The sequence below is a fragment of the Lentzea sp. NPDC036955 genome, from assembly GCF_055608005.1.
This window is the reverse complement of record NZ_JBVJRC010000002.1, coordinates 576,227-602,047: the sequence shown is the minus strand read 5'-3', so window position 1 is coordinate 602,047 and position 25,821 is coordinate 576,227. Positions and strand designations below refer to the sequence as shown.

The window sequence follows — 25,821 nt, the reverse complement described above, 5'->3', positions numbered from 1 at the left end:
AAGGCGCAACGTTGACGCTCCTGCGCCTCAGCGCCACCGGCTTGGCGCGCTCGCACTTCGCCGTGTCGCCGCTCGCGGAGACCGTGGGGTCGCTGATCGCGCTGCACCGGCCCTGCGCCTGGCCGTGGCTCGCGCGGTGGCACTCGGAGAACCTGCCCGCCTACCGCTCGTGGCTCGCGGGCAACGCGGTCGCCGCGGGGCTCCTGGGCCTGGTCTCCGCCACGAAGTGGTTCCCCGACGTGGTCTCGGTCCCGCCGTCCGGCGGTGTGGACACCCGCCTGGCCGACGAGCTCGCCGAGGTGGCCGCTCAGTCCGACGCCGAGGTGCGGGCCACGATCGAGGACGCCGCGGCCTCCACGGGCTGCTCCACGACCGGCGCGTGGCTGCCGGCCGGCGGTGCCGGGTCCCGGATCGCCGCGGTGCTGGAGGAGGGCTGGCACCGGTTCGTCGAACGCGACTGGCCGCGCAGGCACGCGGTGATCGAACGGGAGATCACCTACCGCGCAGAGCTCGTCGCCGCGCACGGCTGGCAGCGCGCGGTGAAGGGCATGACCCGGCGTTCGGTGTGGGTCGAGCCCGACGCGATCCGGTTCAGCAACCAGAGCTGGAGCGATCGGGACATCGGCGACCACGGCCTGGTCTTCGTCCCGTACACGGCCCGGCAGGGCTCGTGGACCTGTGAGCGTCCCGGCCGGTACGCGCTGGTGTACCCCGCGCGCGGGGCCGCTGTCCAGCCCGAGCGCGCCCACTCGGACCCGGTGTCCGTGCTGCTGGGAGCCGGTCGGGCACGGGTGGCCGTGGAGCTCAGGACGCCCGCGACGAGCACTCAGCTGGCGGCGGTGCTGGACCTCTCGCTCGGCACCGTGAGCGCGCATCTGGCGGTGCTGCGCCAGGCGGGCGTGGTGAGCCGGACGCGGTCCGGGCGGCACGTCGTCTACCGGCTGACCGAGCGGGGCAGCGGCCTGCTGGACCTCCTCGGGGACCGCGACGCGCAGAACACCGCTGGAACGGGAGAACGGCGGTGGCCGCTCCCCCGTTCCAGCGGCGGGACGGGCTAGGACGAGACCGGGACGACCGGGCGCAGCGGTGTCGCGTCCCGTGCGGAGAGGAACTCCGGCCGGGTCTGGTCCTGCGGGCGCGGGGCGTTGCGGACCGAGTTGAACGTGATGATCAGCAGCCTGCGGTCGGTCGCGGACATGTTGGGCGGCGAGCCGTGCAGCAGCTGCCCGTGGAAGAACAGGACAGAGCCCATGTCGCCGAGCGGGGCGACGATGCCGTTGTCGTTCATGCTCTTGCCGAGGGCCACTGGGTCGATCTGGTACTTCAGCGACGCCGACAGCGTGGACGCCCAGTCCTCCTCCTCGTCGAAGGTGACCGGCAGGAGGCCCTGGTGCGAGCCGGGGACGAGGTAGAGGGGGCCGTTGAACTCCGTCACGGGGTCGAGGAACACCACGGCGCTGAGCGCGTCGGGGCGGGGCATGCCGTCCTCGCGCTGCCAGAACATGAAGTCCTGGTGCCACTCCCAGATGCCGCCGCCGAGGCCGTGTTTCGCGTTGATCTTGAACTGGTGGACGTAGACGTCGTCGCCGAGCAGCTCGCTCGCCGGGCCGAGCAGGCGGGGGTCGCGGACGAGGTCGTGGAACACCTCGTTCGTCAGGTGCACGCCGTGCACCGCGCGGACCCTTCCGGAGGCCTCCTCCATCGTCCGGTGCGGGCCGGGGCGGCCGAACTCCGCCTCGGCCTGGTCGCGCAGCACCGCGAGTTCGTCCACCGTGAAGAGGCGTTCGCGCAGGAAGTACCCGTCCTCGGCGTACTGCCTGGACACCTCGGTTGACAGGGTCACGGACACGCCTCCTTGTCGTTGGCTCGCAGCGGCTGTCTCCACCACCTCGGCGAACTCGGCGGTGGTGGGGTGTTCGAAGAGCGCGTGCAGCGGGATGTCGACGGCGAACGACGAGCACACCTGCGCGAGCACCTGCGCGGCGAGCAGGGAGTGGCCGCCGAGGTCGAAGAAGTCCTCGTCGGCGCCGATCTCCGCCACGCCGAGCGCCGCCGACCAGATCTCGGCCACCCGTCGCTGGGTCGGGGTGCTCAGCGGTGCGCGCGCGGGGCGTTGCGGTGCGTCCCAGTCGGGGTCGGGCAGGGCGCGGCGGTCGACCTTGCCGTTCGCCGTGAGCGGCAGCCGTTCCAGCACCACCACGCTGGAGGGCACCATGTAGTCCGGGACCTTGGTCGCGGCGTGGGTCCGCAGCAGCCGGGCGAGGTCCGGGGTGCCGGGGCCGACGCGGCTCACGTAGCCGACCAGGCGGGCGTCACCGGCCGGGGCGGTGCGCACCAGCACCACCGCCTCACCGACCTGGGGATGGGTCTCCAGGGCGCTCTCGACCTCGGCGAGCTCCACGCGGAAGCCGCGGACCTTGACCTGGAAGTCGGCCCTGCCGAGGAACTCCAGCTCGCCGCCCGGCCGCCAGCGGCCCAGGTCGCCGGTGCGGTACATGCGGCGGCCGGGTTCACGGGCGAACGGGTCGGGCACGAACTTCTCGGCCGTGACGCCGGGCTTGCCGACGTAGCCGCGGGCCAGGCCGGCGCCGCCGATGTGGATCTCGCCGATCACGCCGTCCGGGACGACCTCGCCGTGCTCGTCGAGGAGGTACACGCTCGCGTTGGCGATCGGTGTGCCGACCGGTACGGGCGTGGGCCACTGCTCGTGGTCCCGCGGCAGGTCGTAACAGGTGACGACGTGGGTCTCGGACGGCCCGTACTCGTTGTGCAGGGACATGCCGGGGACGGTGCTCAGCTGCCGGACGTCCGGGGTGGCCATGAACTGCTCCGACCCGGAGATGACGGTGCGCAGCGCGGCCGGTGTCGTGCCGGCCTCCCGGTAGCCCGCCGCCACCTGGTGCAGGGCGGGTGCCGGGATGAACAGGCGCCGGACGTCCTGGGCGTCCAGGACGCCGTGCAGCCGTGCGAGGTCGAGCCGTTCGTCGTCGGTGATCAGGACGACCTCGCCGCCCACCAGCCAGGTCGAGAACATGTCCTGCACCGAGACGTCGAAGGCCAGTGACGCGAACTGCAGCGTCCGCGGCGGGTCGTCCGTGGTCATCCGGTAGTGGCCGGCCTGCCAGGCCAGCAGGTTGACCACGGCCCGGTGGGGCATGGCGATCCCCTTCGGCCCCCCGGTCGAGCCCGACGTGTACGTCACGTAGGCCACGTCCTGCGGGTCGAGGCCGCTGCCGGGGCCGGTCGGCTTACCCGCCTCGGCGTGGATGCCGTCCAACGGCCAGACCTCGGCGGTGGTCGCGGGCAGCCGGTGTTGCGACCGCAGCGTCGTCAGCACGACCGGGGCGGCCACCTCGGACAGCACGGTGCCGATCCGGTCCGCCGGGTTGCGCTGGTCGATGGCCACGTAGGCGCCGCCGGCCTTGAGCACCCCCAGCACGGCCACGACCATCTCCAGGCCGCGTTCCAGGTACAGGGCGACGCGGACGTCGGGCCGCACGCCCGCCGCGCGCAGGCGGTGGGCCAGCAGGTTGGCGCTCGCGTCGAGCCCGGCGTAGGTCAGGGCGGTCTCACCGAGGCGCACCGCGACCCGGTCCGGTGCGGCCACCACCTGCGCCTCGAACAGGTCGAGCAGCGTGGTGCCCGGCTCCGGCTGGACGGGTCCGGCGCTGCGGCCTGCGATCAGCGCGGCGCGCTCCTCGCCGGTCAGCAACGGGATGCGCGTCACCGGCACCTGCGCGCCCGCCGCGATCTGTGCGAGCAGCCGGTCGAGGTGCCTCGCCATCGCGGTGATCGTGCCGGCGGAGAACTCCCCCGCCGCGTAGTCGAACGTCAGCCGCCACACGTCGCCCTCGCGGCGGGCGGTCAGTGCCAGCGGGTACCTGACGGCGGCCGGGTCGAGCGCGAGCCGCTCGGCCCGCACCCCCGGCAGTGCCAGGGCCGAGTCCTCGCCGGTGGCCTCGAACCACACCTCGAACAGGGAGTCGCGGCGGCCGCGGCGGCTCGGCCTGGCCACCTTGACCACCTCGTCGAACCCGAGCGCGCGGTGGGCGGCGGCCTCGCCCAGCGTGCCGTGCACCCGCTCGGCCAGGTCGCGGAACACCGGGTCGCCGGTGACGTCGAGGCGCAGCGCGAGGACGTGCTGGTGGCAGCCGATGTCGTCGGTGCCGTCGCGGTCCGGTGAGCTCGTGCCGACCATGATGTCGGTCTGCCTGCTGTAGCGGCGCAACAGCAACGCCCACACGGCCAGGAGTGCGCTGCTCGCCGGGCATCCGGCCTGGCGGGCCACCGCGGCCACGACCACGGCGGGGACGTCGATGCCGTGGGTGGCCGCGCGGTCGCCGCTCTCCTGGCTCAGCCGCGGCAGGTCGAGCCCCACGGGGCACTCGGCCAGCCGGTCCTCCCAGTACCGCCGCGCCTCCTCGTGGTCACCGGGCTCCTCGTGCCCGCGTTCCGCGATCGGTGGCAGCGCCGGTGCCGCACCGGTCACCTCCGCCGCGTACAGCGCGGCGAGGTCGCGGGTCAGCAGGTGCTCGGACCACTGGTCGAAGGCGATCCGGTGGACCACGACAGCGAGGAGGTGGGTGTCCGGACCGCACCGCACCACGGCGGCCCGCAGGACCGGGCCGTCGGCGAGGTCGACCGGCTGCCGGGCGAACGCCCGCAGCACCTCGGCGGCCTCGTTCTCCGAGTCCACCACCTCGTGCGTGAGCGCGAAGTCCGCGGCGGGTTCGTCGACGACCTGCATCGGCGCACCGGCCACCTCGGCGAACCGCGTGCGCAGCGCCCGGTGCCGCGACCGCAGCGCGGAAAACGCTTTCCGCAGCGCCTCGACGTCGAGGGCCCCGTTCAGCCGCCAGCCGGCCGAGAAGCTGTGGGCGGGACTGCCCGGGTCCATCCGCGCGAGGAACCACAGTCCACGTTGGAACGTCGTGGCGGGTTCGGCCGCCACCTCACGTGATCGCCCGGTCATCGCTCACCCCAGACAGGCCGGTCCGATGTGCTCACGGCATCGTCATCGCGCCCGGAGGCACCCCACAAGTCCGGCACGCTCCCGACACCACCGTCCACCCGCCACCGTCCGGGGCTCATCCGACGCTCCCCTGCTCCTCGGCCAGCCGCGCGGCCACTTCCTCGTCCGACAGCGTGGCGACCATGGCGAGCACCTCGCGCAGGTCGTCCCTGGACGCCTGCTGCACCCGGCGTTCGCGGATGCGGTCGGCGAGGCGCTCCACCGTGGGGTCGGTCGTGAGCAGGTCCGCCAGCGGCAGCTCCACCCGCAGGGCCGACCTGATCCGGGTGACGACCCTGGTCGCGAGCAGCGAGTGCCCGCCGAGGTCGAAGAAGCTGTCCCGCACGCCGATGCGCGGGACGCCCAGGACCTCCGCCCAGATCTCGGCCAGCTGGCCCTCCAGGGCGTCTCTCGGCTCGACGTAGGTGGTCTCGGCGCTGCGTTCCAGGCTGACCGGCGGCAGCGCGGCCCGGTCGACCTTCTCGTTGGGCGACAACGGGATCGCGTCCAGCCACGTGAACACGGCCGGCACCATGTGCTTGGGCAGGGTCTCACCGAGGACCGCGCGCAGCTGCTCGGTGGCAGGGCGTTCGGCCTTCGCGACGAGGTAGGCCGCGAGGAACCGGTCGCCGTACTGGTCGGGCACCGCGACGACGACGGCGTCGGCGACGCCCTCGCACTCCCGCAGCACCACCTCGATCTCGCCCAGCTCCACCCGCTGGCCGTGCACCTTCACCTGGAAGTCGTTGCGCCCCCAGTACTCCAGCAGCCCGCCGTCGGTCCACCGCGCGCGGTCGCCCGTCGCGTACAGCCGCTCGCCGTCGCCGAACGGGCTCGGCACGTACCGCGCCGCCGTCAGGTCCGGCCGGCCCTCGTAGCCGTGCCCGACCTGCACGCCGCCGACGTACAGCTCGCCCACCATGCCCTGCGGCACCGGTGACATCGACCGGTCGAGCACGAACAGCGTGACGCCCGCCAGCGGACGGCCCAGCGGCACACGCGCGCCGAACGGTTCGGTGGCCTCGTGCGTGATCACCTCGACCGCGGCCTCGGCGGGCCCGTAGGTGTTCAGGAGCCGCACACCGGGGAACGTGCGGAGGAAGTCGGTGGCCAGCGCGGTGGGCAGCTCCTCGCCGCAGGACACCACCAGCCGCAGCGCCGGGTGCCCGCCGGGGTGCTCGTGCTCCAGGAACGGCCGCAGCATCGACGGGACGAAGTTGGACATCGTCACGCCGTGGCGGTCGAAGACCTCGTGCAGGTGCGCCGCGTCGCGGTGCCCGCCCGGCTGGACCAGCACCAGCCGCGCCCCGTGCAGCAGCGGCCACACCAGCTCGGGCACCGAGACGTCGAACCCGATCGGGGTCTTGGTCGCCAGCACCTGGCTGGAGTCCAGTCCGAGCCGGTGCCGGTAGGACTCCAGCCGGTTCACCAGTGCGCCGTGGGTGTTGGTGGCGCCCTTGGGCTTCCCGGTCGAGCCGGACGTGAACAGCACGTACGCCACGTCGAGCGGGCCGATCACCACCCCGGGCGGGGTGGTGGGCCGTGCGGCCACCTCGGCACTCACCGCCGGGTCGTCCAGGCACACCGAGCGGATGTCCGGCGGCACCACCTTCCGCGCCGCCGAGGAGGTCAGCACGACGGCCGGGCGGGCGTCGGCGATCATGCCCGCCAGCCGCTCGGCCGGGCTGTCCGGGTCCAGGGGCAGGTAGACGCCCCCGGCCTTCCAGATGGCCCACACCCCGATCACGAGGTGCTGCCCGCGTTCGAGGCAGACGCCGACGCGGGAGCCGCGCCCGACGCCGTGGTCGCCCAGCCACCGGGCCAGCTGGTTCGCGCGCCGCTCCACGTCCAGGAACGACAGCTGGTCACCGCCGTCCTCGACGACGGCGATCCCGTCGCCCCACCGGTCCACCACCGCCTCGAACCAGCTGACGGCCGTGTCGAACTCGGGCCGCAACGGACCGCCGTCGCCCAGCGAGGTGGTGCGGGACAACGCCGCAGCCGACATGACCGGCAGTCGTGACACGGGCTGCCCGGCGTCGGCGGTCCCGGCGCGCAGCAGCTCCACCAGTGCCTCTCCGAGGCCGGTCGCGGTCAGCTCGCCCAGCACGTCGGTGGAGTACTCCAGCCGGCCGCTCAGGTCACCGCCGGGGGCCGCCGCCAGCTCGATCCGCACGTCGAACTGCGCCGTCCCGGTGTGCAGCTGGGAGATCCGGCCCGCCGGGACCACCGGCGGCAGCTCCTCCCGCAGCACGAGCATGGTGCGCACGATCGACAGCCGGTCGGAGAAGTCCTGGTCCTGGCGGGCAGCGCGGACGATCTGGTCGAACGGCAGGTCCTGGTGCGCGTAGGCGGCCAGGCACGTCTCGCGGACGCGGCCGAGCAGCTCCCGGAACGTCGGCTCGCCGCCCAGGTCCACGCGCAACGGCACGGTGTTGGCGAAGAAACCGACGACCCCGGCCAGTTCGGGGCGCGAGCGACCGGCGGTGACCGTGCCGATGACCACGTCCTTCTGGTCAGCCCACCGCGACAGCACCGCCGCCCAGGCCGCGGCGAGCACCATGAACGGCGTCACCTGCTCGGCGGCGGCCAGCTGCCGCACCTGTGCCATCAGCCCGGCGGGAACGATGAGGGGCAGCGCGCTGCCCTCGAACGAGCGGTCGGCACCCGCCGCGGCGTCGGACGGCAGCTCCAGCGGCACGGCACCGGCCAGTCGTTCCCGCCAGTGCGCCACCTGCCCGGCCACCGCGTCACCTGAGACCTGGTCCCGTTGCCACGCCGCGAAGTCCGCGTACCGGACCGGCAGCTCCGGCAACGCCGACGGGCCGGCGGCGAGGAGGGTGTTCAGCTCGCGCGCCAGAACGCCGGCTGACTCGCCGTCGGCGACCGTGTGGTGCACGCAGAGCACGAGCACCCACCGCCCGTTCGCGGTGACCTGGACCACCGTCGCCCGCACCAGCGGGGGTGCGGCGAGGTCGAACTCCTCCTCGGCAACGCGCCGGCACTCCTCGTCGAGCGCCGTCTCGTCCGGCACCTGCCGGACCGCCACGTCGAACTCGACGTCGGCGTGCACGACCTGTTCCAGGCGGCCTTCCGACGTCAGGCGGAACCCGGTGCGCAGGGCGTCGTGCCGGGCCACGAGTGCACGCAGCGCGGAACGCACGGCCTCGACATCGGGTTCGTCGTCCCAGTCGACCCGGCCGGCGATGTGGTACGCGGCCCCGGCGCCGATCTGGTCGAGCAGCCACAGGCGCTCCTGCCCGAACGACGCCGGTGCCACCACGCCGTCGGCGAGCCGGGGAACGGGGACGTTCTCCCGCAGGCCGCGGGACGCGGAGGCGACCGCCGCGGGGGTCGCCTCGCTCAGCAGCCACTCCAGCTCGACATCGGTGTCGTGGCCGGACAACAGCGCGGACCGCAGCCGGATTGCGCGCAGGGAGTCCAGGCCCTGGCCGACGAGCGGCCGGTCGGGGTCCAGCGACGCGTGGTCGAGCTGGAGCGCCTCGGCGACGAGCCGGGTGATCGGGTCCGCGGTGCCGGGCGCGGGCTCGCTCGGCTGGGCCGGTCCGGCGGGTTCCGCGGCGAGGGCCGCCAGCGTCCCGGCGAGGTACTGCTCGCGGCACGCGGTCCGGCGAACCTTGCCGCTGGAGGTCCTGGGCACCGAACCCGGTCGCACCAGCACCACATCGGCCAGTTCGAGCAGGTGGTCGCGGGTGACGGCCTCGCGCACCGCGCGGATCAACGCCGTCACCTCGGCCGGCTGGTCGGTCGTGAACCCCCTGGCCACCTCGTGCACCAGGACGACGCGTTCGGTCTCGCCGTCGTCCACGGCGAACGCGGCGGCCCGGCCTGCGGCCAGACCGGGGCCGGCGGTGGCGGCGGACTGCTCGATGTCGGCCGGGTAGTGGTTGGCGCCCCGGATGACGATCAGCTCCTTGAGCCGCCCGGTCACGAACAGCTCGCCGTCGCGCCGGAACCCGAGGTCGCCGGTGCGCAGCCAGTCCCGGTCGGACCCGTCGAGGCGGGCGCGGAAGACGCGCTGCGTCTCGTCCTCGTTGGCCCAGTAGCCCGCGCCGACCGTGGGACCGCTGACCCAGATCTCACCGACCTCACCGGCCGCGCGTTCCCGGCCGGTGGCCGGGTCCACCACGGCGACGAGGTCCGTGCCCCTGGCGGTGCCGCAGCCCACCAGCGTCGCCCCGGACTCGGCCGGCACGACGCTGCCCCTGGCCAGTTCGGCGCGGTCCACGGTGAGCTCCACCGGCAGCGCCGACGCGGCGGCACCGGCCACGAACAGCGTCGCCTCCGCGAGGCCGTAGCAGGGCAGGAACGCCTCCGCGCGGAAGCCGGCCGGCCCGAAGCGCTCGGCGAACGCGCGCAACGTCGGGGCGCGCACGGGTTCCGCGCCGACCAGGGCCAGCCGCCAGGCGCTCAGGTCGAGCCCGGCCAGGTCCTCGTCGCTGACCCGGCGCACGCACTCCGCGTACGCGAAGTCCGGTGCGGCACTGGCCGAGGCGCCGAACTCGCTGATGGCGCGCAGCCACCGGACGGGGTGGTGCAGGAAGGCCATGGGGGACATGAGCATGCCCGGGAATCCACTGTGGAGCGGCTGCAGGATTCCGCCGATCAGGCCCATGTCGTGGTAGGGCGGCAACCAGCTGACGCTGCGGGTGTGCTCGTCCGGTTCGAGCACGCCGGAGATCACCGCCGAGTTGTGCAGCAGGTTGCCGTGGCTCAGCAGCACGCCCTTCGGCGTCGCCGTGGAGCCCGAGGTGTACTGGAGAAAGGCGACGGTGTCCGGGGTGAGCGAGGGCCTGGACCAGCCCGCCGGCTCGCCGGTGGGCACCAGCCAGCGCAGCGGCAGGTCGCCCAGGCGCTCCCGCACCGCGGGCAGGATCGCCTCGTCGGTCGTGGCGACGGTCGCGGCGCAGTCCTCGGCCACGGCGAGCACCCGCGCGATGCCCGCGCGGTTGGTCGGCGGGTACACGGGGACCGCGACCGCCCCGGCGTACAGGCAGCCGAAGAAGGCGGTGACGTAGCTCGCGCCGGGCGGGTGCAGCAGCATCACCCGGTCGCCGGGTGCCACCCCGGCGGACTGCAGCGCGGCGGCGGCGCCCCGCGCGGCGGCGTCCAGTTCGCGGTAGGTCAGCGCGAGCTCGGAGCCGTCGCCGTCGGTGAACACGTAGCCGACGGCGTCCGGTCGCCCGGTCGCCCGCGCGAGCAGCAGCTCGACGAGATCTGCGGGGTCACTCAGCCCCATGGTCGCTCCTGTCGTCATCCGCCCGGAACCGCGCGCGGTCCAGCTTGGGAATGGATCTCGTGGGCCTGGCCGGGGTCGCCTTCTCCACCAGGGCCGCCACGTTCGCGACGGTGCCCGCTTCGAAGAAGTCGACGAGCTCCAGCTCCACGTGGCAGGCCGCGTGGATCCGGTGCAGGATCCGCACGGCGAGCAGCGAATGTCCGCCGAGGTCGAAGAAGTCGTCGTGCACGCCGAAGTCGTCGGCGTCCAGCAGCTCCGCCCAGATGCCCGCGACCACGCGCTCGGTCTCGGTGCGGGTGGCGACATTCTCCTGACGCGGCTCGACCGGGTGTTCCACCGCCCGCCGCGGCTCGTCGTCCACGGCGGGTGCCAGGAACTCCAGTGCTCCCGCCGCGGTGCGCCGGGCCCGCAGCCCGGTCGCGTACAACCGGGTGCCCGACCCGGTCGGGTCCGGCACGAACCGCTCGGCCGTGCGGCCGGGACGTCCCGCGAACCCCTCGCCCGCCTCGGCCGCGCTGACGAACACCTGGCCGACCACACCCGCTGGCACCTCGGTCAGCGACCGGTCGAGCAGGTGCATGCGACCGGCCTGGGCGTGCCGTTCCACCGGGGCCAGCGGCAGTCTCCACACCGGACACCCGGCGTCGGCCACGCCGGCGCGCAGCACCTCGGTCAGCGCGCCCACCAGCCGCCGGACCGAGGATTCCGCCAGCACGTCCGCGGCGAACTCCACGAACCCGGTCAGCCCGCCGTCGGCCGCCGGGGACAGCTCGATCTCCAGCTCGAACTTGGCGGTGCCGGTGTGCACCGGGACCACGTCCATGCTGATCCCGGGCAGCTGCGCCGTGGCGGGCGGGGTGTTGTGCAGCACCAGCAGGTGCCGCACGACCGGCGAGCGGCCCGTGGCGTCCCTGTCCGGCCGGACCACCTTGACGAGCTGGTCGAACGGCAGGTCCTGGTGCGCGTAGGCGTCGAGGCACGTCCGGCGCACCCGGCCGAGCAGCTCCCGGAACGTCAGCGGGGCCCGCACGTCCACCCGCAGCGCCAGCGTGTTCACGAAGAACCCGACGAGCCCTTCGAGCTCCGTCCTGGTGCGCGCGGCGATGGCGGTGCCCCACACCACGTCCGAGCGGTCCGACCACCGCGACAGCACGACCGCCCAGGCCGTGGCCAGCACCATGTAGAGCGTGGCGCCCTCGGCCTCACCGAGCCGCCGCATGCCGTCCACGAGGTCCGCGGGCAGCGACATCGGCACGTCTCCGCCGGAGAACGGCCGTCCTGGGCCGGACGTGACGTCGGCCGGCAGAGCGAAGGGCCGCACACCGGCGAGCTGCTCGCGCCAGTACTCGACCTGCCCGGCGAGCGCGTCACCGGACACGTGGTCGCGATGCCAGGCGGCGAAGTCCGCGTACCGGATCGGCAGCGGCCGCAGCACCGGGAGCTGTCCGCCGCGCAGCGCGCCGTACACGACGGCGAACTCCTCCGCGAGGACGCCGAGGGACCAGCCGTCCACGACGATGTGGTGCACGCACAGCACCAGGTACCACTCGGCCGGTCCTACCCGGAACAGCGCCGGCCGCAGCAGGCTCGGCCCGGCGAGGTCGAACGGCCGGCGGCAGGTGCGGCCGACCTCGTCCCACAGCTCGTCCGCGGTCACCTCGCGGACCGGCAGCTCGACCGGAACTGCCTCCGGCGGGTGCACGACCTGGACGACAGCGCCGTCGGTGTCGACCTCAAGGCCCGTGCGCAGGGCCTCGTGCCGGTCGACCAGCCGGCGCACCGTCTCCCGCAGCACGGCGAGGTCGAGCTCGCCGTGCATCCTGAGCGCACCGGCCACGACGTAGAGCGGGCTGCCGGGGTTCATCCGCTCGAAGAAGAAAAGCCGTTCCTGGGCAGGGGATGCCGGGCTCCGCGTCTCCCCGGCGGGGCGGCGCGGGATCGGTGCGGGCGCCGCGCCGACACCCGCCTCGTCCAGTCGCCGCTGGAGCAGTCGCAGCTGGTCAGCCGAGAGTGGTCCTGGAGCCAAAACGCCGGCACCTCCCCTGTGGTGGCGACGAACGCCGCAGCCGAGCAGTCACGTCATCACGTTTGCCCTGCCCGGCACCGCCAACAAGTCGGTGAGTCCCCCGACAGTGCACGGCGTCACCGCCCGCCGAGCGACTCCTCGACCACGCGCAGCACCCGGTCGGCGGAGGTCAGGAGGTACATGTGCTCACCGGGCAGCTCCCGCAGCGTGAACCCGCGGCTGGTCGCCTTTTCCCACTCGCTGGCCAGCTCGGCGGACACCAGGGCGTCGTGCTCGCCCCGCACCGCGGTGATCGGTGCCGCGAGCGGCACGTCGGTGCTGGGCCGGTAGTCCTCGTGCATCTCCACGTCCGCCCGCAACGTCGGCAGCACCATGCGGCGCACGTCGGGGTTGCCGAGCGCGTCGTCGCGGTGCCCGGCGAGCTCGGCGACCCGGTCGGCGAACTCGTCGTCGGGCAACCCGGTCGCCCGCCGCGTGCGCTGCGTCCACGGTCCCGGTGAGCCGCTGACGACCAGGCTCACGACCTCGGCGGGCGTGGTGTCCGCGAGCAGGTGGGCCAGCTCGTAGGCCAGGACGGCACCCAGGCTGTGGCCGAAGAGCGCGACCGGGCCGCCGCCCCCGACGTCGGCCAGCACGTCGGGCAGCACACCGCGTGCCGCCACGTGGACGTCGCGGTACGGCTCCTGCCTGACCAGCCGCTCGCGGCCGGGCAGCCGCACCGGGACGATCTCCAGGCCAGCCGGGGCCACCGCGCGCCACTGCCGGAAGAACGCGCTGCCGCTGCCGGCGAACGGCAGGCACACCAGCGGAATGCTGCTCATCAGGTCCTCGTTCCGTTCTGCACCTCGGTGCGCGCCTGCTCGTCGGACAGGGCGCTCACCTCGACGACGAGCTCGGCGACCGCGTCCACGTCGATGCCTTCGGTCGCGCCGAGCTGGCGCATGTAGGCGGCGAGCGCGCGCACCGTCCGCGCCGCGAGGAAGCCGGGGATGTCCAGCTTGATGCGGAACAGCTCCCTGATCCGCGACACCGCCTGGGTGGCCAGCAGGGAGTGACCGCCCAGCTCGAAGAAGTCGTCCACCGCGCCGATCCGCGGTGCCGCGAGCAGTCCCGACCACAGGTCGGCGAGCACCTGCTCCAGGTTCCCCTCGGGCGGGGTGTAGTCGCTCCGCGCGGCGCCCGCACCGGGCACCGGCAGCGCCGCGCGGTTCAGCTTCCCGCTGGGCAGCAGGGGAAGCCGGTCAAGCACGACGTAGGCCGACGGCACCATGTGGTCCGGCAGGCGTTCGGAGAGGTAGTCGCGCAACGCGTTCGCCTCCGGCCGCTCATCACCGCGCGGCGTCACGTAGGCCGCGAGCCTCCGCTCGCCGACGGAGTCGGTGTAGGCCAGCACCACCGGCTCGTTCACCCCGGGGTGGCCGGCGAGCGCGTTCTCGATCTCCCCCAGCTCGATCCGGAACCCGCGGATCTTCACCTGGAGGTCCAGCCGGCCGAGGAAGTCGAGGTCCCCGTTGGGGAGGAACCGCGCGTGGTCGCCGGTGCCGTACATCCGGCCGCCCGGCTCCGGGCTGAACGGGTCGGGCACGAACCGCTCGGCGGTCAGCCCCGGCCGCCGCCAGTACCCGCGGCCGGGACCGGCTCCGCCGACGAACAGCTCCCCCGCCACCCCGACCGGGACCGGTTCGCCGTGCTCGTCGAGGACGTAGAGCCGGTGGTTGGGCAACGGCCTGCCCCAGGGCACACCGGCCGGACTGCGCCCGGTCACCGGGTGGGACGTGCTGCAGTAGGACACCTCGGTCATGCCCGCGAGGTTGAGCAGGCGCACACCGGGGACGAGCTCGGCCAGCCGGGCGGGCAGCGCGGGCGGCATCCGGTCACCGCCCAGACCGACCGCCCGCAACACGACACCGGGCATGCCGCCGCGCCCGTAGGTGTGGTTGACCAGCATGTCCAGCAACGCCGGCGCCGAGCTCCACGCGGTCACCCGCTGCCGCTGCAACAGCTCCAGCAGCTGCTCCGGGTCGGTGGTCTCGATGTCACCGGGCACGACGATCGTCGCGCCCGCGGCCAGCGTGCCGAAGACCTCGTAGACGGACATGTCGTAGTTCAGCGAGGAGATCGCCAGCATCCGGTCAGCGGGCTGGAGCCCGTAGGCCCCGTTGACGCCGTGCAGGGTGTTGGCCACCCGGCCGTGCTCGTTCGCCGAACCCTTGGGGCGGCCGGTGGAGCCCGAGGTGTAGATGACGTAGGCGAGGTTCGCCTCGGTGACGACGGGCTCGGGTCGTTCCCGCGACAGCTCCTCGATGCGGGTGGCCTCGGTGTCGAGGCACACCAGCCGGGGTCCGGCGGTGTCGTCGCCGACCCGCATGCGGTCGGGGTCGGCCACCGAGGAGTGGGTGAGCACGAGCTCCGCCCGGGCGTCCTCGGCCATGTAGGCGACCCGCTGGCGGGGGTAGAACGGGTCGAGGGGCACGTAGCCCGCACCGGCCTTCAGGATGCCGAGCACCGCGACGATCATCAGCTCCGAGCGCGGCAGGGAGACGCCGACCAGCTGCTCCGGTCCGACGCCCTCGGCACGCAGGAACCGGGCGAGCTGGTTCGCCCGCTCGTCCAGCTCGCGGTAGGACAGCGTCCGGTCGCCGAAGACCACCGCCGGAGCGTCGGGCGCGCGGTCGGCCTGCTGCTCGAAGAGCCCGTGCAGGGTGCCCGCGGTCCGCGCCGGTGCCGCCGAGCCGCCACCGCTGAACTCCGCCACCATGCGGGCGCGTTCCTGCTCGGTGGCGATCGGCAACCGCGAGATCCGGGTGTCCGGAGCGCGCAGCCCGGCCGCCAGCAGCAGGTCGAACGCCGTCATCATGCGCCGCACGGTGCCGGCCTCGAACAGGTCGAGGCTGAACTCGGCGCGACCGGCGATGCCGCCGTCCGCGTCCGGCACGAGGTCGAGGGACAGGTCGAACTTGGTCGACTCGGTGTGCAGGTCCAGCACCTCCACCCGGACGCCGGGCAGCTCCAGCGCGGACATCGGCACGTTCCGCAGCACCAGCAGCGTCTGCACCAGGGGGACGGTGCCCGCAGACCGGTCGGCGACGGTCTCGGCGACCATCCGCTCGAACGGCAGGTCCTGGTTGGCGTACGCGGCGAGGCAGATCTCGCGGGCCGTGCGGACCAGTTCGCGGAAGGTCGGGTCCCCGGACGTGTCCACGCGCAGCGGCAGGGTGTTCACGAAGAACCCGACCAGCGGCTCGACGTCCACGTGCACGCGGTTGGCCACCGGGGAGCCGATGATCATCTCCGGCTGGCCGCTCCACCGCCGCAGCAGCAGGGCATACGCGGCGAGCAGCACCATGTACTGGGTGGCCTGCTCGGTCTCGGCCAGCCGGTCCACGGCCCGGACGGTGTCCGCGGTCAGGTGCAGGGGAACCGAGGCGCCGTGCGAGGTCCGTTGTGCGGGACGGGGTTTGTCCGCGGGCAGCTCCAGGACGGGTGCCCCCGCGAGGAGGTCCCGCCAGTACTCCAGCTGACCGGCGCCGGGCCGGTTGCGCTGCCAGACCGCGAAGTCCGCGTACTGCACGGCCAGCTCCGGCAGCGGCGACGGCTCGCCGGCCGCGAACGCCCGGTAGAGCGTCGTCAGCTCGTGCTGCAGGACGCCGAGCGACCAGCCGTCGGACACGATGTGGTGCAGGCTCAGCAGCAGCACGTGCTCGTCGTCGGCGACCCGCAGGACGCTGGCCCTGATCAGCGGTCCGCGCGCGAGGTCGAACGGCAGCCGGACCTCCTGCTGGTAGCGCTCGCGCACCTCGGCTTCCGCGGCCTCCCCGCCCAGCTCCACCAGGGGGATGCTCAGCGGTTCGGCGGGCAGCACCACCTGGTGCGGCAGGCCGTCCCGTTCGGCGAACACCGTCCGCAGCACCTCGTGCCTGCGCACGATCTCGTCGAGCGAGCGGCGCAGCGCGCCGACGTCCAGCCGTCCGGTGAACCGCACCGCCGCCGGCACGACGTAGGCCACGGACCCGGGATCGGCCTGGTCGAGGTACCACAGCCGTTCCTGCGCGAACGAGCACGGCAGCGGGTCACCGGTCCGCGGGATAGCCGGGATGCCCGCCGCCGACGCGGCCCTGCGCGCCAGCTCCGCACCGACCAGCAACCGCTTCTCCGGTGACAGGCCGCGCAGCACCTCCTCCAGGTCGATGTCCGCCGCGTCGTACTCGCCCACCACATCTGCCATTCACGCAGGATCGGGTTCGCGCGACCCTTCCGGGAAGACGGGGATTCTCCCGACTGCCGGGGTCAGAGCGCCGCGGCGACGGCGGCCATCCGGTCCACTGTGGCCAGTTGGTCCGCCAGCAGCGCGGTCGTCCGCCCGGCCAGCGCCCTGCCCGCGGTGGCCGGGTCGTCGCGGCCGGTGGCGACCATGATGCGGACGGCGGACCAGTGGTGGGCGATCCGGTCGACCTCGCGGGCGAGCGTGAGCAGCGGTCGCTCACCGAGCCGGCGACCGGCCGCGGCGAGGTAGTCGCCGTGCAGGCCGGTCACCGCGAGGGCGACACCGGCCACGACGAACACCTCGTCCACGACGGACGCGTCACCGCCGGACAGACGTGCGGCCGCCTCGCGCAGGAAGCGTTCCTGGCCGGGCAGACCGCGGTGGTCCGACGACCCGTCGTCCACGCCGCGCAGGCCCTCCAGGTTCGCCGTCATGATCTCGCGGAGGCGCTCGCGGGACGCGGGACCGGTGTGGCCGCTGACGGTCACGTCCAGCCAGCGGTTGCCGATCGGGTTGGCGGTGAAGAACATGTCGCGGCTGTGCCGGACCGGGTTGGCCGAGTCACGTGCCGCGGTCAGCTCCTCGATCCGGATCTCCCCCAGGAACCTGGGCGGCACCGGGTCGCACACCGACACCGTGCCGCGCTCCTCGTCGAAGCCGTGCACCACGAGCAGGTGGTTGGTGTGGACGTCCTGGTAGGCCGGGCGGAACGGGAGGAAGTAGTTGTCCGCGGCCACCGCGACCGGTGTGCCCGCCAGCACCCTGGCCCGCACCTCGTCCCAGCCCTGCTCGGGCGAGGACGGTGCGTGCCAGGTGGACGTCACGTCGTGGAACGGCGCGAGGCTCGCGAACAACGACCGCTGCCCGCAGGGGAAGTAGTACTCCTCGCGGCGCATGTCGCCCGCGGTGTAGTCGAACCCCCAGGCCGCGCCCAGCAGGTCCAGCGGGTCCGCGCCGTGGAAGCCCAGCAGCACGCCCGCGGTGGCGTGCAGGCAATGACCGAGGTCGTGGCGCCAGTGCGCGATGCCCGGCAACGAGGCTTTCATCCGACCGCCTGCAGGGTGAGGGCGAAGACGTGCAACGCGGGGTTGTCCGGCAGGACGAGCGCGACGACGCCCGACGGGACCGTCAGCGGGACGCGCTGGGCCCAGATGGCGGGCGACGTCGTGCGCTGCACGTGCCGGGGGTAGTGCATGTGCCGGCAGCGGAACGCGAGCACCTCGCCGAAGCGGGGTTCGGTCTGCGGCCAGAAGTCCGACATCCGCAGCCACTGGCCGCGCACCGAGCCGTCCGCGTAGTGGACCTCGACGAGGTCCTCGGTCCGGCGTTCCGCGGCACCGAGCACGTGCACCCAGTCCCAGTCGCCGGCGGGGACGTCGACGCGCTGGCCGCGGCAGCGGACGTTGTCCGCACCCGCGACCGGGAACAGGAACGGCACCTCGCCGACCACCGCCGTGCCACCGGCGGGTGGGAGCTCGCCTGCGGGGAAGGTGTTGCCCCAGATGTTGAAGCCGCCGCCGTCGAGCCCGTCCTCGCCGGTCAGCCCGGTGTTGTTCAGGTGCGGCGCAAGGGAAAGCGGTCGCATCATGACAGGGCCGTCCCCAGCAGGCGGACGCCCGGCAGCACCGGCAGTTCCACGGCGAGCAGCTCGGCGCGCCGGGGCACCCCGATGCGGGCGACCGGCGTGCCGGGCAGCGAGCGCAGGAACTCGGGGTCGACGGCGTCGCGGTAGTGCAGCCACACCGCGGCCTCCCCGACCGGTGCCGACAGGTGGAGGTGCACCCAGTCGTACCGGCCGGGTCCGACCTCGACCAGCCTGCCGTCGAGCGGCAGGTCGCACGGGCTGAACGTGAGCTGTGCGGCGGTCATGCCGGGTTCACGTCGACGAGGAGCATGTCCCGCACGGTGCGCCCACCGGCCGGGTCGAGGATCGAGATCGGCGACGCCTCGTGCCAGATGGCCGTGTCGTCGACCAGCACGGACTCCAGCGGGTCGCGCAGGGTGAAGCGGACCTCCGGCAGACCGTCCCGGTAGATCGTCGACTCCCCGCCCGCGCTGTTCTCCCTGCGCACCAGGTGCATGCCGACGAACGAGTGCCCGTCGCGGTGCCTGCCCTCCGGCGTGGGCAGGCCGGGTTCACCCGGCACGGCCACGATCCGGATCATGTGCAGGCCCACCGTCCACTCCGGACAGGACCGGACCAGTGCCGCGAGGGCGAGGTCGGTCGAGATCAGGTCGTGCAGGCACGGGTTGGTGAGGAAAGCGGGCTCGATCGGGGCGAACAGGCGCTCGTTCGACCGCCACATCGGGATGCTGTCCTGGCGGAACGCCCGGTGCGGCAACGGGGTCAGCTCGAAGCCCTCGCCCACCGGCGCTGCCGCGAGCCGGCCGTACCGGCGGTACCGGTAGCTGCCGCCGTCGACCAGCGCGTCGTCCCGGATCAGGTCCTCCCAGCCGGCGCGGAACTCGGCGAACTCGGCGCCGCCGGTGTCGACCGGGAAGTCCGTGCCGGACAGGCGGACGAAGCCCTCGGCGGCCAGGCCCGCGACGAGCTCCGCCGTGGCCGGCCCGGTTGTGCGAACGTTCTCGGGCACTGGCCCTCCTCAGTGGTCGACCCGGATGCGGGCGCGGTGGGACTCGTCGGACGGTGCTGCCGGGTACCTCGCTGCCGCCGGCGGCGCTGGGGACGTCACAGCGACGGCACCTCCACGGCAGCCAGCACGTCGGCGCGCAGCTGGGCGAGCACCACGTCGGGGAGGTCGCGGGGGAAGAAGTGGCCGCCGTCGAAGGTGTGGACGCGCGCGTCGCCCTCGGTCTCCGCCAGCCACGCGTCCGCTTCGTCGTCGCCCACCAGCGGGTCCGCCGCGCCGCGGTACACCCGCAGCGGACAGCGCAGCGGTGGCAGCGGTTCCGGTTCGAAGGTGTTGACCAGCGTGAGGTCCGCGCGCAGCATCGGCAGGAAGTACTCGAGGAACAGCGGGTCGAGCGCGGTCTGCGCCGGGAGGCCCTCGGAGCGGGTGATCAGCTCGTGCAGGCCCTCATCCGTGGTCTCGCTGTACCACCGCGGTGAACGCAGGCGGGTCGGCGCCGCGGCCGCTGCCACGACCAGGCCCCGCGGTTCCCGCGGCAGCCTGCGGCAGAGCTCCCAGCCGACGATGCCGCCCATGCTGTGGCCGAACACCACCAGCGGCAGGTCGTCGAGCCGCCCGAGCTCGGCGACCAGGACCGGCACCAGGGCGCCCATGTCCGTCAGCGGTGGCTGCAGGCTCCGCGCACCGCGGCCGGGCAGCTCCACCGCGACGACCTCGACCTCGGGGCCCAGGACCGCGGGCCACCGGTGGTAGAGCTGAGCGGACCCGCCACCGGGCGGTAAGCACACCAACCTCGCCTTTGCCCGCCCAGGTGGCGAGAAGCGCTGCAGCCATTCCGTCACGTGTCGAGGTTCATCCGGTCCGGATGTCCGGACAAGTCGGTGACGTTCCCGACAGGCCCGGTGCTACAGGTCGAACTCCCCCGGCGCGAGGCTGCGGGCCAGGCAGAACTCGTTGCCCTCCGGGTCGGCCAGCACGACCCAGGAACGGCCGTCGCCCTGCCCGACGTCCACAGTGGACGCACCGAGCGCGAGCAGCCGGTCCAGCTCGGTCCGCTGGTCGCTGTCGATCGGGGTGATCTCGAAGTGCACCCTGTTCTTGCCGCCGTCCTTGCCCTCGGGCACCTGGACGAAGGACATGCTCGGCACGGCGGGCGCGCGGCGCAGGTCAGCGAGCCGTTCCGCGTCCGGCGCCTCGGGGTCGGGGCCGATCTCGACCACGGTGCCGTTCTTGTCCTCGTAGACGACGTAACCCAGGACGCCGCACCAGAACTCGGCCAGCCGCCGCGGGTCCACGCTGTCGATCGTCGTCCATTCCAGCCTGCTCGTCATGTACAACGCCCTTGTCCGTCGATGTCCTTTGAGCTCGAACACTGTCCCACAGGGCTCAGGCCGGCTTCAGGGTGAGGTGCTGCCGTGCCGCCGCCGTCACGGCGTCGCGGCTGAACGGCCACGCGGTGGTCTCCCCGCGCTGCCACAGCGGCAGCTGGTCGTCGTAGTGGTCGTCGAACGCGTGGCCGGAGGCGCCGGTGAGGTTGACCCACCGGGAGGCGTCCAGGTCGGCCCAGTCCACGACCATCCGCATGGACGGCACCCAGTTCACCTGGTAGGTCTTCTTCGCGTTCCAGCCGGTCGCGTTCACCGTGGCGGGTCCGCCCGCGACACCGCCCGGTTCGCGGTTGAGCAGCCACTGGACCGGCGCGGGGCCGGTGCCCAGCGTCTGGTTGCGCACCGTCAGCTGGTGCAGGTCGCCCCACCTCCACGCGGCCGGGTCGGCGCCGAGCCGGTCGCGCAGCTCGGCGTTCGCGTCGTCCATGGCCGCGCGCAGCACGGCGTCCCGGCCGGTGAGGGCGCGCTTGGCGTTGTGCCAGAAGTCGTCGTCGGGGCGGTTCAGCAGGTCGCGGACGACCTCGAACCACTGGCCGCCGCCGTCCACGTCGACCTTGGGCGCGCCGTTGGTGAGCTTGTCCACGAACATCAGCTGCAGCAGGTTGCGCCAGACGGCGTTGAAGTAGGCGGCCGCGGCGGAGTCGGCGGGCTGGGTGAAGTCCCAGCCGCGCAACAGGTCCCGCGCCTTCGCCGTGTCACCCTCGACGGGCACCCGCAACAGGTGCGGGGTCAGGTTCGCGGCATTGGCGTTGCGGGTGTCGAGCTGGATCCGCTGCATCGCGGCCGCGTCCAGCTTGCCGCCCTGCTTGATCAGGTCGGTGATCCGCTGGCTGCGGTTGCCGTCACCCCAGTCCTTGGTGATCAGGTGCGGGTAGGACGGGTCGGTCACGGCGTTGTTGGCGTTCACGAAGTACCCGCCTGCGGGGTCGAGCGCGCTGGGCAGCTGCTCGAACGGCAGGTACCCGGCCCACTCGGTCGCGCTGGTCCAGCCGGGCACCGGGAACCGCCCGTCGCCCTGCTTGCGGACCGGGATGAGACCGGGCACCTGGTAGCCGATGTGGCCCGCACGGTCGGCGTAGAGCATGTTCTGCGCCGGTGCCGCGAACAGCGACGCGGCCTCGCGGAACGAGGTCCAGTCGCGGGCGAGCGCCAGCTGGAACACCGCGTCCAGGGTCCTGGCCGGTTGCAGCGCGGTCCACTTGATCGCGACGGCGTGCTCACCGGCCTCGACGCCGGGCACCCTGCCCTGCGCGCCGGCGTTCTTCAGCCGGTCCACCACGTCGGACAGCAACGGGCCGTGGCCGGTGGACCGGACCGTGATCGTCCGTGGTTGGGCCCCCGCGACCTTGATGACCTCCTGCCTGGTCTCCAGGGGCTTCTGCACGCCGTCGTACTCGTAGGTCGAGCCGGTGACGCGTTCCAGGTACAGGTCCGTGACCGCGGGGTCGAGGTTCGTCAGGCCCCACGAGACGTCCCGGTTGTGGCCGATGACCACACCGGGCATGCCGGAGAACGTGAAGCCGCTGACGTCGAACGGGCACTCCTGACCGACCGAACGGCAGTGCAGGCCCATCTGGTACCAGATGCTCGGCATCGCCGGTCCGAGGTGGGGATCGTTGGCCAGCAGCGGTTTGCCGGACTTGGTGAGCTTGCCCGACACCACCCAGGCGTTGGACCCGATGCCCTGGCCGCGCGGCCCGAGGACGCCGTCGAGCGAGCTCGCGGCGTCGGCCGCGTTGTCCAGCGCCGCCGTGAAGGCCGCCTTCTCGGCACGTCCGGCGCCCTGCGGCACGGTCGCGTCGGAGGCGGCGGGCACGCTGGGTTCCCAGCGGCTGTAGTCGTACTCGGGGAACAGCCGCGCCACGGTGTCCGCGGGCAGGCTCGCGGACAGCATCGCGCGCCTGGTCTGGTAGGTGACCGTGCCGCTGAGGTCCCAGGCCATGGCCTTGAGCCAGGCCACCGAGTCCACCGGGGTCCACTGCTCCGGCACGTACCCCGGCGTGATCACCCCGAGGACCGCGTACTCCACGCTCAGCTCGGACCCGGAGTGCTCGGCGAGGTAGGCGTTCACGCCGTCGGCGTAGGCCTGCAGGTGCTCGCGCGTGCTCGCCGAGAGCATGCCGTACTCCTGCTCGGCGACCCGGCGCCAGCCCATCGTCCGCACGGTCGCGTCCACGGTCACCTGGTCGGCGCCGAACAGCTCGGAGAGCCGCCCCGCGGTGATGTGGCGGCGGACGTCCATCTCCCAGAACCGGTCCTGCGCGTGCGTGTAGCCCTGCGCGAGGAACAGGTCGTGGGGGTTGTCCGCGTAGACCTGCGGCACGCCGTACTGGTCGCGCAGCACCTCGACCGGTGCGCGCAGACCGGGCACGGCCAGCTCGCCGTCCGTCGTCGGGAACGAGTTCCGCACGGTCCAGGTGACGAAGAGGCCCGCCGCGGACGCCACCACGACCAGGACCACCACGAGGCACCAGGCGGTGATCCGCAGCCGTCGCAGCCACGTCGATCTCGGTCGCGCCGGCGGGACGGTCTCGGCCGCGGTGTCCGGGGTGCTCGCCACATCTACCACCCGTGGAGCATCGCCGCGCCCGCGTGCGGGGCAAAGTGAGGGGTTCTCCTGACTTAACCGGTGTCCGCGCGGGTGGAAGGCTCGCGGCGTGGCTACCGACACCGCCGTGCGCACCGGACCCGGCCGCGACTTCCGGCGGTTCTGGGCCGGTGACGTGGTCTCCCAGTTCGGCTCCCGGATCACCGAGTTCGTGCTGCCGCTGCTCGTCGTGACCACCCTGGACGGATCGGGCACGCAGGTCGGCCTGTTGCAGGGCCTGTACCTGTGCCCGTTCTTCCTGCTGCCGCTGCTGGCGGGGGTGTGGCTGGAACGGCGGGCGAAGCGGCCGGTCATGATCGCCGCGGACCTCGTCCGGTTCGTGGTCGTGCTGTCCGTGCCGGTGCTGGCCCTGCTCGGCCTGCTGACGCTGCCGCTGCTGTACGTGATCGCGGTGGTCGGCGGCACGATGACGGTGCTCTACGACATCGCGGCGACCAGCTACCTGCCCCTGCTCGTGCGGGGCGGTGCGCTCGCGTCGGCCAACAGCAGGGTCCTGGCAGGCCAGGCCGCCGGTGCGACCGGCGGACCCGGTCTGGCGGGCTGGCTCAGCGCCCTGTTCGGCCCGGCAGCGACCCTCGTGTTCGACGCGTTGTCGTACCTGACCTCGGCGAACGCGTTGCTGCTGATCCGCCACCGCGAGCAGGTCCCGCCGCCGTCCCCGCGCAACCTCCGGCGTGAGGTGGCCGAAGGGCTCCGCGCGGTGCTGCACAACCCGCCGGTCCGGGCGTTCGCCGTCCACGCCGGGATCTACAACGCCGCCACCGCGATGACGACCGTGGCGTTCCTGATCTACTTCGTGCGCGAGCTCGGGCACAGCTCCGCCGCGTACGGGCTGATCATGCTGTGCGGCGGGCTCGGCGGCATCTGCGGCGCGCTGACCACGCCCGCGTTGATCAGGCGGCTCGGCTACGGGCGTTCGATGCTGGTCGTGCTCGTGTTCTCCACGTCGTCGTACTTCCTGCTGCCGCTGGCCGACGGCGGCCGTCTGGACTCGGTGCTGTGCGGCCTGGCCTACTTCCTCGGCTCGGCCGGTGCCGCGGGCGGGACCGTGGTCGCGTTGACCGTGCGGCAGAAGACCACGCCGCCCGAGCTGCTCGCACGGATGAACGCCAGCTACCGGCTGTTCGCGTTCGGCATGCTGTCGCTGGGTTCGGTGGTCGCGGGTTTCCTGGTCGACGGGGTTGGCGCGCGCACCACTCTGGTCATCGCGCCGATCCTGCTGCTGTTGTCCGCCATCCCCGCGGCCAGCCGGCCGATCCGCACGATCCGCCACCTGGACTGACGTGAGGGCGGCCCGGCGCACCGGGCCGCCCTCACGTCACGATCAGCGGTAGGAGCGCAGGAGGTCGGTGAGGCAGGTCGTGCCGAACTCCAGTGCGTCCACGGGAACGCGCTCGTCGACCGTGTGCAGCAGGCCGCGGTAGTCGGTGCCCGCCGGGAGCCGCAACGGGAGCCAGCCGTAGCAGCGGATGCCGAGCTGGGCGAACAGGCGGGCGTCGGTCGAGGCCGGCGAGACCATGGGCAACGGCACGGCGTCCGGGTCGGCCTTGGCGAGGATCTCGGCCATCGTGTCGTAGAAGCCGCCGAACTCGGGTTGCCGGATCCGTTCCGGCCGGACCATCGAACCCTCCAGCAGCAGCTCGTGCTCGAAGTCCTCGTCGGCGAGCTCGCGCAGCTCACCGACGAAGTCCTCGACGGTGAAGTTGCCGGGCAGGATCCGGCCGTCCAGGTCGACGGTGATCTCGCTGGGCACGACGTTGATCTTCTCGGTCGTGCGGACGATCGTGGGGTTCGCGGTGTGCCGCAGCACCGAGTCCAGCCGCAGCGCCTCCCGCAACGGCAGGCCCTCCGGGCGGGGGTCGCCGGTCTGGTCCGCGCGGTACCGGGCCACCTGCTCCGACAGCGGTGACGGCAGCGCGCCCGCGAGCACCTCCAGCATGCGGTCCGCGGCCGAGGTCTGGTGCCGCGGCATCCGGGTCCCGGTCAGCGTGGCGAGCAGCCGGCCCAGGCGTGCCATCGGCGAGTCCGGCGGTGCCAGCCGGGAACCGTGCCCGCCCGGACCGCGCAACGTCAGGCGCAACCAGCAGGCCCGCTTCTCGGCCACCACGATCGGGTGGAACCGGTGGCCGGGGAGGTCGATGCCGGCACCGCCCTCCTCGCCGATCGCGTACTCCACGCCGTCGAACAGCTCCGGGTGCTCGTTGACGAGGTAGCGGGCGCCGACCGCGCTGCCAGCCTCCTCGTCGGCCACCACGGCCAGCAGGACGTCACCGGCGGGGCGCTCGCCCGCGGCCGTCAGGCGGGACAGGGCGGACAGCATCATCGCCAGGCCGCCCTTCATGTCGATCGCGCCCCGGCCCCAGACGTGCCCGTCGACGATCCGCGCCTCGAACGGCGGGTGCGTCCACTGCTGGCCGTCCACCGGCACGACGTCGGAGTGCGCGTGCAGCAGCAACGGCGGTGCCTCGCCGCGGCCGGGGAACCGCGCGACGAGGTTCAGCCGCTCCGGGTCCGGGCCGAGCACCTTCAGGTCCACGTCCACGCCGGCGAGCAGCCGCCGCAGGTGGTCGACGACGGCGGTCTCCCTGCCGGGCGGGTTGGTGGTGTCGATCCTGATCAGGTCCCGCAGCAGCGGCACCGGTTCGTCGGCGAACGACATGGGGGTCCGTCCTT

15 protein-coding genes are annotated in these 25,821 nt (G+C 73.2%); 2 read left to right on the top strand and 13 right to left on the bottom strand.

Annotation, left to right across the window (positions count from 1 at the left end):
- The first annotated feature begins 11 nt into the window (after nucleotides 1-11).
- A complete protein-coding gene (locus tag ACZ7CF_RS07680; RefSeq protein ID WP_470369173.1) occupies nucleotides 12-1,058 on the top strand; it encodes an ArsR/SmtB family transcription factor in 1,047 nt (348 codons plus the stop codon).
- On the opposite strand, the gene ACZ7CF_RS07675 is transcribed toward ACZ7CF_RS07680, so the two are convergent.
- The 12 genes from ACZ7CF_RS07675 to ACZ7CF_RS07620 all read right to left on the bottom strand — a co-directional run bounded on the left by ACZ7CF_RS07675 (nucleotide 1,055) and on the right by ACZ7CF_RS07620 (nucleotide 23,100).
- Complete coding sequence (locus tag ACZ7CF_RS07675) at nucleotides 1,055-4,972, bottom strand: amino acid adenylation domain-containing protein (RefSeq protein ID WP_470369172.1); 3,918 nt, start codon at nucleotides 4,970-4,972, stop codon at nucleotides 1,055-1,057. The two genes, ACZ7CF_RS07680 and ACZ7CF_RS07675, sit on opposite strands and share 4 nt — an antisense overlap.
- A gap of 115 nt (nucleotides 4,973-5,087) precedes the next feature.
- Entirely contained in the window at nucleotides 5,088-10,271 is a 5,184-nt protein-coding gene (locus ACZ7CF_RS07670; RefSeq protein WP_470369171.1) for an amino acid adenylation domain-containing protein, read from the bottom strand.
- The gene (locus tag ACZ7CF_RS07665) at nucleotides 10,258-12,297 is read right to left on the bottom strand and encodes a condensation domain-containing protein (protein ID WP_470369170.1); all 2,040 of its coding nucleotides are present in this window, start codon (nucleotides 12,295-12,297) and stop codon (nucleotides 10,258-10,260) included. The genes ACZ7CF_RS07670 and ACZ7CF_RS07665 overlap by 14 nt, the downstream gene beginning before the upstream one ends.
- A 116-nt stretch (nucleotides 12,298-12,413) precedes the next feature.
- Entirely contained in the window at nucleotides 12,414-13,118 is a 705-nt protein-coding gene (locus tag ACZ7CF_RS07660; protein WP_360383630.1) for a thioesterase II family protein, read from the bottom strand.
- Nucleotides 13,118-16,522 (bottom strand): non-ribosomal peptide synthetase, encoded by a 3,405-nt coding sequence (locus tag ACZ7CF_RS07655; RefSeq protein ID WP_470369169.1) that lies wholly within the window; start codon nucleotides 16,520-16,522, stop codon nucleotides 13,118-13,120. Before ACZ7CF_RS07655 ends, ACZ7CF_RS07660 begins: the two co-directional genes overlap by 1 nt.
- Nucleotides 16,523-16,584: 62 nt before the next feature.
- Nucleotides 16,585-17,607 (bottom strand): BtrH N-terminal domain-containing protein, encoded by a 1,023-nt coding sequence (locus tag ACZ7CF_RS07650; protein ID WP_458432365.1) that lies wholly within the window; start codon nucleotides 17,605-17,607, stop codon nucleotides 16,585-16,587.
- On the bottom strand, nucleotides 17,604-18,149 hold the full coding sequence (locus ACZ7CF_RS07645) for a hypothetical protein (protein WP_470369168.1): 546 nt from the start codon (nucleotides 18,147-18,149) through the stop codon (nucleotides 17,604-17,606). The genes ACZ7CF_RS07650 and ACZ7CF_RS07645 overlap by 4 nt, the downstream gene beginning before the upstream one ends.
- Entirely contained in the window at nucleotides 18,146-18,430 is a 285-nt protein-coding gene (locus ACZ7CF_RS07640; RefSeq protein ID WP_360383638.1) for a hypothetical protein, read from the bottom strand. The genes ACZ7CF_RS07645 and ACZ7CF_RS07640 overlap by 4 nt, the downstream gene beginning before the upstream one ends.
- Nucleotides 18,427-19,155 (bottom strand): 2OG-Fe dioxygenase family protein, encoded by a 729-nt coding sequence (locus tag ACZ7CF_RS07635; RefSeq protein ID WP_470369167.1) that lies wholly within the window; start codon nucleotides 19,153-19,155, stop codon nucleotides 18,427-18,429. Before ACZ7CF_RS07635 ends, ACZ7CF_RS07640 begins: the two co-directional genes overlap by 4 nt.
- Before the next feature lie 95 nt (nucleotides 19,156-19,250).
- A complete protein-coding gene (locus ACZ7CF_RS07630) occupies nucleotides 19,251-19,994 on the bottom strand; it encodes a thioesterase II family protein (protein WP_360383643.1) in 744 nt (247 codons plus the stop codon).
- Nucleotides 19,995-20,057: 63 nt separating this feature from the next.
- On the bottom strand, nucleotides 20,058-20,483 hold the full coding sequence (locus ACZ7CF_RS07625; RefSeq protein WP_360383646.1) for a VOC family protein: 426 nt from the start codon (nucleotides 20,481-20,483) through the stop codon (nucleotides 20,058-20,060).
- 55 nt (nucleotides 20,484-20,538) lie between these two features.
- Nucleotides 20,539-23,100 carry a penicillin acylase family protein gene (locus ACZ7CF_RS07620; RefSeq protein ID WP_470369166.1) on the bottom strand — a complete coding sequence of 854 codons (2,562 nt, stop codon included), beginning with the start codon at nucleotides 23,098-23,100 and terminating at the stop codon, nucleotides 20,539-20,541.
- Nucleotides 23,101-23,197: 97 nt separating this feature from the next.
- On the opposite strand from ACZ7CF_RS07620, the gene ACZ7CF_RS07615 reads away from it, so the two are divergent.
- On the top strand, nucleotides 23,198-24,430 hold the full coding sequence (locus tag ACZ7CF_RS07615) for an MFS transporter (protein ID WP_470369165.1): 1,233 nt from the start codon (nucleotides 23,198-23,200) through the stop codon (nucleotides 24,428-24,430).
- 42 nt (nucleotides 24,431-24,472) lie between these two features.
- Here the strand turns inward: ACZ7CF_RS07615 and ACZ7CF_RS07610 are convergent, their stop codons facing one another.
- On the bottom strand, nucleotides 24,473-25,807 hold the full coding sequence (locus ACZ7CF_RS07610; RefSeq protein ID WP_470369164.1) for a M20/M25/M40 family metallo-hydrolase: 1,335 nt from the start codon (nucleotides 25,805-25,807) through the stop codon (nucleotides 24,473-24,475).
- Between the last annotated feature and the right edge of the window lie 14 nt (nucleotides 25,808-25,821).